10 protein-coding genes and 1 tRNA gene are annotated in these 13,158 nt (G+C 51.9%); 7 read left to right on the top strand and 4 right to left on the bottom strand.

Annotated elements, in window-relative coordinates; all coding sequences use genetic code 11:
• Nucleotides 1-16 precede the first annotated feature (16 nt).
• Nucleotides 17-604, bottom strand: coding sequence for an adenylate kinase family protein (locus QXF46_01895; protein ID MEM0225609.1), 588 nt, complete (start codon nt 602-604; stop codon nt 17-19).
• Between the two features lie 56 nt (nt 605-660).
• On the opposite strand from QXF46_01895, the gene QXF46_01890 reads away from it, so the two are divergent.
• A complete protein-coding gene (locus QXF46_01890) occupies nt 661-1,236 on the top strand; it encodes a phosphoribosyltransferase (protein MEM0225608.1) in 576 nt (191 codons plus the stop codon).
• Nucleotides 1,237-1,262: 26 nt separating this feature from the next.
• Complete coding sequence (locus QXF46_01885; GenBank protein ID MEM0225607.1) at nt 1,263-1,616, top strand: hypothetical protein; 354 nt, start codon at nt 1,263-1,265, stop codon at nt 1,614-1,616.
• On the opposite strand, the gene QXF46_01880 is transcribed toward QXF46_01885, so the two are convergent.
• From QXF46_01880 to QXF46_01870, 3 genes are all read right to left on the bottom strand, one after another.
• Nucleotides 1,613-4,669, bottom strand: coding sequence for an FtsX-like permease family protein (locus tag QXF46_01880; protein ID MEM0225606.1), 3,057 nt, complete (start codon nt 4,667-4,669; stop codon nt 1,613-1,615). The two genes, QXF46_01885 and QXF46_01880, sit on opposite strands and share 4 nt — an antisense overlap.
• Nucleotides 4,670-4,907: 238 nt before the next feature.
• Nucleotides 4,908-5,025, bottom strand: a tRNA-Glu gene (locus tag QXF46_01875).
• 55 nt (nt 5,026-5,080) lie between these two features.
• Nucleotides 5,081-6,481 (bottom strand): hypothetical protein, encoded by a 1,401-nt coding sequence (locus tag QXF46_01870; GenBank protein MEM0225605.1) that lies wholly within the window; start codon nt 6,479-6,481, stop codon nt 5,081-5,083.
• Between the two features lie 114 nt (nt 6,482-6,595).
• Here QXF46_01870 and QXF46_01865 point away from each other — a divergent pair, with 114 nt between their 5' ends.
• From QXF46_01865 to QXF46_01845, 5 genes are all read left to right on the top strand, one after another.
• On the top strand, nt 6,596-9,280 hold the full coding sequence (locus QXF46_01865) for an ABC transporter substrate-binding protein (protein MEM0225604.1): 2,685 nt from the start codon (nt 6,596-6,598) through the stop codon (nt 9,278-9,280).
• A gap of 211 nt (nt 9,281-9,491) precedes the next feature.
• Nucleotides 9,492-10,556, top strand: a complete 1,065-nt coding sequence (locus tag QXF46_01860) for an ABC transporter permease (protein ID MEM0225603.1) — start codon at nt 9,492-9,494, stop codon at nt 10,554-10,556.
• A 6-nt stretch (nt 10,557-10,562) separates the two neighbouring features.
• A complete protein-coding gene (locus QXF46_01855) occupies nt 10,563-11,990 on the top strand; it encodes an ABC transporter permease (GenBank protein ID MEM0225602.1) in 1,428 nt (475 codons plus the stop codon).
• A 10-nt stretch (nt 11,991-12,000) separates the two neighbouring features.
• On the top strand, nt 12,001-12,969 hold the full coding sequence (locus QXF46_01850; protein ID MEM0225601.1) for an ABC transporter ATP-binding protein: 969 nt from the start codon (nt 12,001-12,003) through the stop codon (nt 12,967-12,969).
• A gap of 1 nt (nt 12,970) precedes the next feature.
• A partial coding sequence (locus QXF46_01845; GenBank protein MEM0225600.1) for an ATP-binding cassette domain-containing protein occupies nt 12,971-13,158 on the top strand: 188 nt, incomplete at its 3' end.

The raw sequence follows: 13,158 nt of genomic DNA, 5'->3' as shown, positions 1-13,158 counted from the left end.
CGGTGCTCAAGCATTATTAAGCGTTCGCTAGATACTTTATCGCCTCCCCTCCAAGCCGCTCCAGCCAGTTAACGGAGCCAGGCTTGCTTCCCTTCCCACTCTTGATAACAGCCATCACCTCCTCAACAATCTGTTCAACGCTTTTCCCGGTTACATCGATTTCGAAGACTCTTTCGGCTCCGAATAGTTCTACTGCCTCAACTAGGCATGCGTCAAGGACTTCGGCTTGCACGTTCTCGAGCACCTTCCACTCCGGGTAACCTCTACTGCGTAGCCTTGTCTCCAGCTCACGGGGGTCCAACCGTAGGATTACAGCAACGTAGAGCTCTTCCCGCGGCACAGCCGAAGCGACGTGAGTATCAACGATTATGATGCCTTCTCTGGCAGCTTGACGTAGCCTCTCCCGCGCTCTCGCATCATCAATTATGTAAGCGTCTCTCTCTGCGTCGTAGCCTACAACGAGCCCCTCTTTCACGGCCAGCTCGGCTACGTTGATGTATTTGCCCCCAATGCTTTCAGCCACTCTTTTTGCAACCGTGGTTTTGCCCACGCCTGGCGTACCTCCTATGAGAATTATCATTGGCAGCACCTCGCGCTTGTTCACTCACTTCCAGCATCGAATTTGAATGCATATATTTAAATCGTACACGTTTGAACCTCGTGGATAATGTTTGCGCTTCAACCAGGCTCCGAGTAGTCTCGTGGGAGAAGCTCGTCAGCGACGTTGAGCGCTTGGCAGAGGCTGTCAAAGGTAGAAATTTTGATGCAATCGTAGCCGTGGCGAGAGGTGGGCTCGTTATAGCAAGGCTTCTCTCGGATATGCTCGATGTGAAAAGGATACTCTCTCTTCAGGTCGAGTACTACGAGGATATAGGGAAACGCAAGTCCAGGCCAAGCATCATCGGAGGGCTTGGCTCCGAAGTGGTCGGCATGTCATTGCTGGTCGTTGATGACATAGCGGATACAGGTGACACGTTAAAGACCGTAGCAGAGTACTTGAAAAGCGCTGGTGCCGCCAACATCGTTACCTGTACCCTCTACGTGAAACCGTGGTGCACATACAAACCCGACCACTACGTTGAAACAGTAGAGGAATGGGTTGTTTTCCCCTACGAGCATGCAGAGACAGCTAGAACGCTCCTTGAAGAGGGCTGGAGTTACCAGCAGCTGTTAAACGAGGGGATAAGGGGGTCAGTCCTGGCTATGGCGGACCGTACACTCCGTGGAAAACGTTAAGAGTAGTTAAGGTGATAACCACCGAGATGCGTATGGAGAGTCTCAGCTTAGAGTGGCTCCAGAAGAGGAAAGAAGAGTTAGAAAAAGAATTGGAAAGGTTGAAGGAGGAAGAAAGAAGGATTAGAGAACTGTATGATAAGGCTAAGAAGATGGAGGATGAAGCGTACGAAGCCTTGCGGCAAGCTAGAAGCTACGATGAGATGGCAAGGCTGGAAGTAAGGTACCACCAGCTCAGCGGTAAGCGGCGTAGCATCGAGGAGAAGCTGAGGGAACTGGAGATGAAGATACGCGGCGCCGAAAACGAGCTTAAAGATGTTGAGAGGAAAATAGAGTACTTGAAACCGCGTCCAGTTAAATGGGTTGAAGAAAAGCCTACCTAGACAGGGGAGAGAAGCCTTTCTCTCTCGCTCATCCAATCATTGATGATCCTTTTCACCAGATCCGCGGCGTAATCCATGTGGCTTATAGGAGCTTGTCCCACAGGTTTCGTTGTCAGCTCAACCCTATACGAGTCCGCGGAGGGGCTGAGCACGAAGCGAAGCTCGCAGTCAATTTCAGCCTTCTCCCCCAGCTGCGTTGTACTCGCGTAAATGAAGGTGAAGCGCTTGATGCGCGTACCGTCTGGGCGCTCTTCCGCTGGGTGATCCGTCAGCTCCCTCACGGCCTCAAGCTCACCGTAGCTCAAATCGGCCAGCTTGGAGTAGATGTAGGCGAAAGCCACCTCTCCCTCATCGGCTTTAACCTCACCCGGTATTGAGAACGTTTTCGCCGCTGCTGTGCGTGTCACGTACTCTGTACGCTTAGCTCTCTCCCTCACTTCAGCAATCTTTATCCTTCGAACTTCTGTGGGCGCGAACATGTATGCAGCGTCCATTGACGGCTTGATCGCACCTACTATTGAGACGACTACGGCGAGCGCGATGGCCAGGTAGCTCCAGTACCACTCAAGCTTTTCTCTGATCATGAGGTTTAAGTGACCTGCAAACATGCTGAGCAATCTAAACGATGCTAGGCCGGCCACGTAGCCGAAGCCTCCGCTCAAGAGCCCGTATACGATTGCCTCGGCGAGGAAGACGAGAGCGATATGCCTCGGGTTAAAGCCCACGGTTGTAAAGATGAAGATCTCTCTCCTCCTCTCCCTGATGATGCTCAACATACTCAGTAGCACGTTTGCGACGACGATGAGCAGAGGAACCAGGAACGTGAGCTCTTGCTCGAAGATACTCCTGACGCGCGTGCCATAGTAGACTCTCGTACACTTACCGTTGTAACAGGATATCGCGACGTACCCCTCGCCCCGTCTATCGATGATCTCGCTGGCTAATGCTACTCCCTCCTCTTCGCCAGGGTTGGATGCTGCGATTCTATAAGCGAAGAACACCTGTGAGTAACCTCCTTCAGCTGCTAGCAATCGTGTGAGCAGGCGAGACGATGTAATGAGGATAGTCGAAGCGTTGGCGTAGCTAACCACACCTTCTCTCACGACGAATGGTCTAAGAGGAGCCTTATCTGGGTCAAGAACCCTTTCCAAAGACGATTCGTTAAAGTAGCCAGAAGCCACCAGTCTTAGGCTTTGCCTTCCAAAGCCTTGCGCTTCAAACGTAACGTCGAGAGTCTCTCCTCCGAGTAAGCCGAGCATGTTCCAAACGGTCAAGGGTAGGATGACGGAATCGTTTCCGAACGGTCTTACTAGCCTGATACTCTCCGACAGTCTTGGATCAAGCCTCAACTCGTTCTCGTCCACCCCCATGGCGAACTGCAGAAAGGCCTCGCGACCCGCGTGGGACACCGCAATTCTAAGGCTGACGTCGGGCCTGTTGAAAACCGTTAACGAGATGGTTCCAAAACCTTCCTTACCCTCAAATAGTAGAGGGTCGAGCTCGATGTTTAAGGGTAGCGGGGTCCCATTTGCGACTTTCTTTAAGATGAAAGTGTTAAACGGGTAGTCGGCGAACCCCCTTTCTTCGATCTTCTCGTAGACCGCGCCGAACGTTGCTAGCACTGTGAAAGCCCAGATGAAAGCGGCAATGCTGAAAACCGTGATGAACGTCCTCAACGCCTTGACCTTTGAATACCGCTTGCCCAGCGTGAATGCTACGGCGATGAGGCCTGAAAGGGAGATCTCACCTGGTAGCTGGGGCTCCTTGATTACCCGCGGAAGTACGAAGATTACCATGGTAAACGCCACGAGAGCTGCAGCTACGGTCGCTAGGAAGAGGGATCTGTCCAGAGCCCAGAGCAGCCTGAAGCCTGGGTAAACGTAGACGAAGGTTAGCACGAGAGCTGCATAGAGCAGTAGGAAGGAGATCATCTTGGCGCGCTGACTATCGAAGAAGTAGAAGGATAGGATTGCGGCGAATGCTGCTAGGAAGCTGGGCATTACCGTTGCGCCCACCGTTGCTATACTTCTGAGGAAGCTCAATCGCGCTGGTACCTGGAAAACAGTTATCGCTCGCGCCGCCTCGAGCAGCGCTAGCACTCTCTCAGGAGGCTCTCCTCGTGCAAACGCTTGCTCTGCGCTCGCGATATAATCGCTGCTCCGAAGCAGCGCATCATTCAGCTCCGGTATGTAGAAGCCCATAGCCTCGTACATTGCGATCAGCTCCTTGGCGCTAGCAAGCTCCTGCTTCGAGCGATGGATCTGGCCTTCAAGGCTGATGGTTAAAAGGTCTATCTCCATGACATCACCCCTCTTGAAAATGAGGGGGTCTTCACGGGTACCTCTCTCAACGCTCTGCGAAACGATGCGCATCGTCGTCTCAACCTCCAGAACGCTGTACTGAATACTCAGACGAATAGGGGTGTTTATGGGGACTATCGCTTCGTTGGCTCGAAGTACCTCAGCGCCTAACCCCCTTTTGATAAAGACGTAATCATCGGCTGGGCCGTAAACATCGACGATTCGAGGGCTTAGTGTTACGTTGGCTTTCTCCATCGCAACAGTTACTTCACCAGCACTTAAATATCGGGAAAGAGGATCGCCCTCTCTACTCAGTACGATAACGCGGGCTGAGCCCGCCGGCTGACCACCCAAGTACACTATCCGACCTGAGACGATGACGCGCGCCGCCGGATACAGCGTCACAGTGCCCGAGAGGGCTAGGGCGTTCGGGTAGTTCGTTAGATCCACTTTAACGGGTACGTGAGTGAGCGTATCTCCTGAAAACATGAGGATATAGATGACGTAGTAGTCACCGGATGGCACGGACGCAGTGAAATGCCCACTTGCGTTTGTGTTACCAATGAGAGTCGGGCGTATCGTCCTATAGTTAAGGATGAGGACCGTAGCGTTAGCGAGAGGTGACCCGTCGGGCTCCACTACTAGGAGAGAGATTTTAAGCTCTTCTGGGGCAGCTGTTGCTAGATAGGAGCAGAGTACTAAAAGCGCTGCTAAGACTACTACCGTTACTGGTGCTTCGTTCCTCCTTTTCATATCAGGCTAACGTGATGGTGTACTTAAAAACTCTACTTCGTAAAACTCAATAAGCATCGCCCTGAGGAGCAACCAGATGTGGGAAATTGATACTGTTTCTTTAAAGCTAACCGCTTGCACCTTTAATAAAAATTCATTAACATGGCGCTTCGATTCGGCTCAAGAGTCTTCTGGGCTGTAGCGTTGGGATGGAGAGAAGGAGGACGGCGTATTAGTAGTCCGCGGAATTAACGAACTGTGGTGCCCCGGCCGGGATTTGAACCCGGGTTTTCCGTGCGGCTCCCCGCTCTCCGGCTCGAGAGGCCGGCAATCAAGCCCCGATAAGCGGTTACTTGACCGGGCTATACGACCGGGGCTGCATCGCTCTCCGCTGCTCCAGCTTTAAGTAGTTTACTCCTGGTTTTAGAACGATCATCTCGGCCGTCTAGCGGCGATGATTACTATTAACAATACAGCTAGGAGCGGCACCAGGATTATTATCAAGGGGATATTCTGTTCGATTGCACGGATCAGAGACTTTGACAAAGGGATTTCTTCGACGTATTCCCCAACTTCTATGCGTAAAGGCATAGACACCAAACTTAACCGGTTAACCTCAAGGTTGAGGGGATTCAATGAAACGTTAATCGGTTCTAATGAAAGCTGGAGGTGCTGGACCCTCCATCTGTCGCTAACGTTGTGTACGTTTTTCTTCACATCTCGGATGCTTCGAACGCGCAAGGTTGTGAAACTAGACTCCCCGACCGTAAACGCTGTCAACGGTTTTAAATCGTGATCAAAAGTTACCAGTACCAGGGCACTTGTAGCCTTAAATACGGCGACAAGCCTATCGCCTTCGTAGCCAATGGCTAGCGGTACGATGCTCTCATCACACTCTACCAGTAGAGCTGATGCAACCTCCCCCTCGGTTAAGCGGATCAAGATCCCATTGGTCTTCACATCCATCGTTGCGTAACCCAGCAGGTAAAGGTTCGTTAAGCTGCCGCAGACGTCGATAAACCCATCGTAGCTCTGCCAGCCTACGGTGAGAACCTTTAGATCAGTCCCGTTTAGGATTGCGAGGTACGCATCGCTGAGTCCACCGGGCGAGGTGAACGATGAGCCAACGACCACCATTTTACCGTCTAGAACCTTTGCAGCTAATCCTTCGTCATGAGCAGCTCCTCCAACTGTGATCGACTGCAATAACCCGGCTGTCATATTGACTAGTAATGCATCGACGTAGGAGACGTTCTGGCACCAGGTGGAACCTACTATCAGGAGGGATTGATTGCGCGTAAACGCTTTTTCCACGAAGTCGTCATACATGGGACAGCCGAATCTCAGGGCCCTCCGTATCGTGGCTTTCTTGTCGACGAAAACAACGGCGATATCGGAGTCGCTAGCACCGCTTGTTAATCCGATGAGAGCATATTCGTTGCTGAGTTTGGTCAACGCCTTAACAAAGTACACGCCTTGCTGGAGCGAGAAAGCCCAGTCCACCGTCTCACTGCTAAAGCTAGCGGCAAAGGCTTCTCTCTGCCCCTCTCTCACTACGATGCCTCCCGCCACTATCCTACCATCATCCTCAAGGGCGTCCAGAACGATCAATCTAGCGTTGGAAACGGTAAGGCAGAGGGCATCACGAACCCGTCCGGCAGTATCGATTATTGCAATTATTGGAAGCACCGTGTTGTTTACTGGGATTTCCCCCCACGCTAGGATCGAACCCCCGGGTAGAATTTTCGCACCACCTACTCTAAAGGGTTGGGGATACGCTAATCCAACTAACTGGAGCGCCACGAGCAGCAGCAAGATCGAACGTTTCTTCACAGGGCGGCACGCCCCCTCCTCTATTATAACTGTTCCCTTACTTGTAATAGATCAATTTTAGTGTGTTTAAAAGGGGAAAAGGATATAAAGTACTTATAGTAACCCTTAAGGCTGATGAAAGAACGTCTAGTAGCAATACTGATCCTACTGACAGTGATTTCGGCAAACTTCCTAACGTTCGAGCTGGTGAAAGCTGCACCTGAGGTTCCGCAGGGACCCTGGGTCGATGAGGTCGTTTGGATAAAAGAACCTGATCCCGCTAAGGTCGTGGACATGATCAGCAAAGGCGACATTCACGCCTACTTCAGTGATGTTCGACCTGATCCCAAGCTCGCTGAACGTATTAAAACCGATCCGAACATCGCCTATAAGTACGCATATGGACTCTACTTCGAGTTAACTTTCAACCCGGTAGGTCCGGAGTTTAAGGATGGCAGTTTCAACCCGTTCTACAACCCGAGGGTAAGGGAAGCCATGAACTGGTTGGTGGACAGAAATTACATTGTGGAAGAGATAATGCTCGGCTTCGCTAGGCCGAAGTGGTTCCCCCTTGTTTCAGCCTTCCCGGACTACGCTAAGCTAGCCGACGTCGTGAAGGTTCTAGAGGCGAAGTACAGTTATAACCCCGAACTAGCTAGGACAGTGATCTTCGAAGAGATGGCAAAGATGGGCTGCGAGTATAGGGATGGAAAGTGGTACTATAAGGGTAGGCCAGTCGTCATTAAGTTCTTGATTAGGGTTGAGGATCAGAGGAGGCAGATTGGCGATTACGTTGCTGACCAGTTGGAGAAGCTTGGTTTCACCGTTGAGAGGATGTATAAGACTTCGCGAGAAGCTGCACCGATCTGGTTGAGAGGGGATCCGGCGGATGGCCAATGGCATGTCTACACGGGCGGCTGGATCACCACCGCTGTGAGCAGGGATGACGCCGACGTTTGGGCTTTCTTCTACACACCGTTGGGCAGGCCGGAGCCCCTCTGGCAGGCCTACAAGCCCGACCCAATCTTCTACGAAGTCGCTGCTAAACTGTGGAACAGGGAGTTCAAAACAATTGAAGAGAGACAAGAGTTGATGGCGAAGGCAGCGGAGTTGGCAATGAAGGATTCTGTGAGAGTTTGGCTCGTCGATCAGATCGTGCCCTACTTACATAGGAAAGATGTAACTCTAGCTGCAGACCTGAGCGGCGGATTTGCAACAGCTCTCTGGTCGAGAACCGTAAGATTTGTTGATAAGGTCGGTGGAACGTTTAGAGCTGGCAACAGGGAGGTGCTGGTTGACCCATGGAACCCCGTAGCTGGCACCAACTGGGTATACGATTCCGTAATCATTGCAGCAACTCAGGGTTATGCGTTCCTCACCAACCCCTACACTGGTCTGCCAATGCCTGAGAGAGTCGTTAACGCTACTGTGTTCGCCGAGAAAGGAGTGAGCACGACAACTTCAAGCGATTGGTTGACCCTCAGATTCGTCGATAAAGTTGAGGTTCCCGCGGACGCTTGGTGGGGTTTCGATACGAAAGCCGGTAAAGTGGTAACAGCCAGTGAAGCTGGAGTAAGGTACGCTAAAGTCAGGGTTGTGGTAAACTACGGAAATGTTCTAGGCAAGATCAGGTACCACGATGGTACAACAATGTCGATTGCCGATTGGGTCGCCCTGTGGCCACTGAGCTTCTACAGGGTGGATCCTGAGAGCCCGCTCTACGATGCCGCTGCTGTACCAGGTTTCACAGAGTGGAGGAAACTGTTCATGGGTTGGAGGATCCTTAGCACCTCTCCCCTCGTGATCGAGTGGTACGGCAACTTCACTCATCCAGAAGCTGAGTTCATCGTCACCTACTTTGCCGGTTGGCCGAATATTCCATGGCACGTAACAGCTATAGGCATCAGGGCGGAGGAGAAAGGCTTGCTAGCCTTCAGCACCAGTAAAGCTGACAAGTTGAAGGTGGAGTGGATGAACTACATCGGAGGACCTTCACTGAAGATCCTGGAGGATACGCTACGCGAAATGCTAGATACTGGCTACATACCCTTCAAAGAGTTCGCGAGCAAATACGTAACACCTGAGGAAGCAAAAGCCAGGTACCAGGCTCTTCTAAACTGGTACCAGGCTCACGGCCACTTCTGGGTTGGGGACGGTCCATTCTACTTGGACAGCGTTGACTACTTGGCCCATACGGCTGTGCTGAAGGCGAATAGGAACTATCCAGATAAGGCTGACAGGTGGGCGTGGTTAGCGGAGCCACCGATACCCGAGGTGAGTATAGAGGTGCCTGAGAACGTTGTACCTGGCCTTCCTGCCAACATTACGGTTAGGGTTAGCTACAAGGGTCAGCCCTACCCGGCCGGTAGAATCGAGTTCGTAAAGTACTTGATTCTTGACGCAGCTGGGAACGTGCTGGGTAAAGGTGAAGCTGCAGCGGTCGCCGACGGCGTGTTCAGGATCTCAGTACCGGCTGAGGTTACAGGTAAGATGACCCCTGGTGCATACAAGGTGTTGACTTTCACTTTGAGCAAGGATGTGGCAATGCCTGTGACAAGTGAGGCCAGCTTCTTGGCCATCTCCCAGATCGCTTACATGTCAACTCTGCTTGCTCGAACCGAAGCTAGGATAACCAGCTTAGAGCAGAGCACAAGCGCGAGGCTCTCAGATTTAGAGGGAAGAATTGCCGCATTAAGCTCCTCAGTGAATACGGCGATTGCGCTGGGAGCACTGGCTGTCATCCTTGCGATCATCGCATTAGCCTTGCCGTTTATACGTAAAACACCCACTAAACCTTCATCAGAAACGGTTGTAAGATAAAAATAAAATAAAAATAAAAAAGATTATTTTTTGGTATTATATTTTTGTTCATAAATTTAAAGCATGTATACTATATCTTGCTAATAATTTTACTTTACTTTTTCTGATTTTACGTGTATTTTAGGAATTGCGAAATCTTTATAATGAAAAGGATTTTAATGAATCGTAATCGTGTGATAAGCTTTAAAATCCCCTATGTGGATGACTTGCGATGCCCATCAAAGGGTTAGTCAAGTACGTTATTCGAAGGGGCTTGGTGTTATACCTCACTATGCTCGCCGCCATATACATCACGATCCTCGTCGCTAACATGGGTGGCAAAGTCGACGAGATTATAATCGCTGATTTACGGATGAGAGTCTGGGATGAAGTGAATCGGAATCCTGCGTATAGAGCGCTTTCGGGCGCTGAGAGGGAGAGGCTAGTGAATGAAATCGTTCGACAGGAGATTGAAAGGCTTGGTTTAGATAAACCGTTCCTTTACAGAAGCCTTATTTATCTTCGCGATGCAGCTCTGCTCGAACTGGGGCGTGCACAGTTTATGACGAGCGATTCAGGGTCGAGGCTCGTAAAGAACATCATCCTTGAAAGGTTGCCTGCGACGGTTCTTCTCTTTACGACGGTGATGGTGATCAACTTCTTCCTTCACCTCTTTTTAGGCCTCTACTTATCCAGGAGATATGGAAGCCTGCTCGACAAAATCTTTGTTTCTCTCGCTCCAACATCCGTGCTTCCCGGTTGGTTCTATGGAATCATATTGATTCTGATTTTCTACACGTGGCTTCACGTGCTCCCGGCCGGCGGCATAGTCGACACTCCACCCCCTAGAGACCCTCTGCTCTACGCGTTGAGCGTGCTGAAGCACATGATTCTCCCGATGGCTTCCTGGATTATTTCAGGGTTATTCTTGGGCGTTTACGGCAACAGGACGTTCTTCCTGATTTTTTCAACCGAGGATCACGTTGAAGCCGCGAAGGCTAAGGGTCTCCCACCACGCTTGATTGAGTGGAGGTACATCCTGAGGCCGGCGCTACCCCCTATAATCACCGGATTCGCCCTAGGGTTGATAGGCTCGTGGGGCGGTGCCATTATAACGGAGAGAGTGTTTAACTGGCCCGGGCTCGGCTCGGTTGCCTACTCAGCGATAATGTACAACGATACGCCAGTCATCCTCGGCTTCACAGTGATCTACGCGTACCTGCTCATGGCGACGGTGCTCATCCTAGACATAATCTACGGGATAATCGACCCGAGGATTAAGGTCCAGTTTGGGTGAAATCCGATGAGTGCGACGGGAGTGGAGTACGGGTTGAAGGGTGTCGTTAAGGAGCTGCTATCCTACAAGGCGGGTATCGTCGGTATCGGTCTGCTAGCGCTGCTTCTCGCAATCTCCGTCTACGCTATCATAGCCATACCCTACGAAGAAGCGATAAGGATGTGGAGGGGTCAAGAGGCGATGTGGATCGATAACCCGAGGACGGCCGCTCCCGAGTGGATAGAAGTGTTTGTTGGTAAGCGGTTGCCTCGGACGATGAGGTTTGACAGCAGGCTCCAGCAAACAGGGGTCTCGAAGAGTGTAATCGAGATTCCAGCGACAGATATGAAGAAGGTGGTTATCACCTGCAGGTTCCGGTTCGATTACGACGAGTTGCCCAGCGAGTTTAACGTTTTTCTATTCTCCAATTTCACGGGGTCCGCGCCCTACGTAAGGGTTGTACTGAGAAAGCCGAGTGGCGAAGAGGTCGAGGTGATCCGTTACGTTGTAAGGGTGCCCGACGATCGGATTTACGTATCGATCAGCAGCGCGGTTCTGAGCAACTTGCTGTCGCAGTACACGGCGAAGTACCCCGTGAACGTAAGTGATAGAGTTACGCAGCTGAAGCTGCTGTTCGGGAGGGTTACCCCAGCATCGCTCGAGAGCGGCGAATTCGAAGTTGAAAAGGGTGATTATACGATAACTATAGAGGCCACTCTGTTCAGTAGGAGCGACGACTTAGATGCAAGGGTCGTAATATACGGTACTGTGCATGGAGTAGCTGGAACTGACCACTTGAGGCGCCCACTCGAGATTGCCCTGCTTTGGGGCACCCCCATAGCGCTTGCGTTCGGACTTACAGCTTCGCTGGTCACTACTTTCCTTCAGATGCTTATCGCCGTTATAAGCGGTTGGTATGGTGGATGGGTGGATTCAGCCATCCAGAGGGTCACGGAATTGTACATGGTCATTCCGTTTCTCCCGTTCTTAATCCTGATCTCGACTTTCTACAAGATAGACATCTGGGTGCTTCTCGCAGTCATCATCGTGTTGAGCATCTTCGGAGGGGGGATCAAAAGCACGAGGGCTTTAGTCATGCAGCTAAAAGAGTACCCGTACATCGAGGCCGCACGCGCCTACGGAGCGTCGAGCTTCCGAATAATCACGCTGTACATTATTCCGAAGATTCTCCCACCTGTCGTTCCGGGTTTGATCGGTGCCGTACCGGGCTATGTTTTCCTTGAAGCTGCCCTCTCTCTACTTGGTCTGGGCGACCCCTTCCTTCCCACTTGGGGTAAGGTGATAAGCGATGCAGCCGATAACGGTGCACTGTACAGAGGCCTCTACTACTGGGTGTTAGAGCCCTCACTCATGTTGATGCTCACAGCGTTTGCTTTCGCCAGTCTCGGTTTCGCATTGGATAAGATAGTTAACCCAAGGTTGAGGGAATTGTAGGGTGAGGCGGATGGGTAACCCGCTCATGGACGTCCGGAACCTCCGCCTGTACTACGGGACAAGGAAGGGTGTCGTTAGGGCAGTAGACAACATCAGCTTTGCGCTAGAAAGAGGAGAAACATTGGCGATCGTGGGGGAGTCGGGCTGCGGGAAATCCTCGCTGGCCAGGGCCATAATCAGGCTTCTACCGCGCAACGTGCACACGTACGACGGTCAAATAATCCTCGAGGGGCGCGACGTCATGAAGCTAAGCGACGAGGAGTTCCGCAGGGAGGTTCAGTGGACAAGAATTTCGATGGTGTTTCAGGGAGCGCAGAACTCCCTTAACCCGGTTCTGAGGGTCGGCTTCCAGATCGCAGAACCCTTGATGATACACAAGGGCCTATCGAAGGAGGAAGCGATAGCCGAGGCGAGGAAGTACCTGCGCATGGTTGGAGTTCACGAGGGCTTCGCAGATCGATACCCCTTCGAGCTGAGCGGGGGCATGAAGCAGAGAGCCGTTATAGCCATGGCCCTGATCACGCGCCCTCAAGTGGTCATTCTTGACGAGCCGACGTCGGCGCTGGACGTGATAACTCAAGCCAACATCATGAACCTTTTGAAGACGATTAAGCAGGAGCAGGGTATAAGCTACATCTTCATAACCCACGACATAGCCCTCTCCAGCGAGCTAGCCGATAAGGTGATGGTGATGTACGCTGGCCACATGATGGAGCTCGCGAGCGCTGACGAGTTTTACACCAACCCCGCTCACCCGTACTCGCAGAAGCTGATGGCGAGTGTCCCCAGCTTGAGAGTCGATAAGAAGTTGGAGTTCATACCGGGGGCGCCGCCCAGCTTGATTAGTCCGCCGCCGGGATGCCGTTTCCACCCGAGGTGCCCGTACGTGATGGACGTGTGTAGGAGGGAGGAGCCGCCCACGGTTGAAGTGAAGCCCGGCCATGCAGTCAAATGCTGGCTCTACGCGAAGGGTGGTTGAAATGTCGGACAACGTGCTTCTTCGGGTTGAGGATCTGAGGAAGTGGTTCCAGATTCGGCGCGGCTTGCTAGCGCCACCGCTCACCCTGAGGGCGGTTGATGGAGTCAGCTTCGAGGTTGGTGTGGGTGAGGCGATATCGCTGGTTGGCGAATCGGGGAGCGGTAAGACTACGCTGGGTAAGACCGTGTT

The organism is Thermofilaceae archaeon, from assembly GCA_038731975.1.
In the GTDB taxonomy this organism is placed as follows: domain Archaea; phylum Thermoproteota; class Thermoprotei; order Thermofilales; family Thermofilaceae; genus JANXEW01.
The sequence above is the reverse complement of the archived record's forward strand: the minus strand, read 5'-3'. Positions and strand labels throughout refer to the sequence as shown.

Bases quoted from the DNA above. Each gene is read 5' to 3' on its own strand.
- QXF46_01885 (MEM0225607.1), top strand. From the start codon at position 1,263: ATGCGTATGGAGAGTCTCAGCTTAGAGTGGCTCCAGAAGAGGAAAGAA.
- QXF46_01850 (MEM0225601.1), top strand. From the start codon at position 12,001: ATGGGTAACCCGCTCATGGACGTCCGGAACCTCCGCCTGTACTACGGG.
- QXF46_01860 (MEM0225603.1), top strand. From the start codon at position 9,492: ATGCCCATCAAAGGGTTAGTCAAGTACGTTATTCGAAGGGGCTTGGTG.
- QXF46_01880 (MEM0225606.1), bottom strand. From the start codon at position 4,669: ATGAAAAGGAGGAACGAAGCACCAGTAACGGTAGTAGTCTTAGCAGCG.
- QXF46_01855 (MEM0225602.1), top strand. From the start codon at position 10,563: ATGAGTGCGACGGGAGTGGAGTACGGGTTGAAGGGTGTCGTTAAGGAG.
- QXF46_01865 (MEM0225604.1), top strand. From the start codon at position 6,596: ATGAAAGAACGTCTAGTAGCAATACTGATCCTACTGACAGTGATTTCG.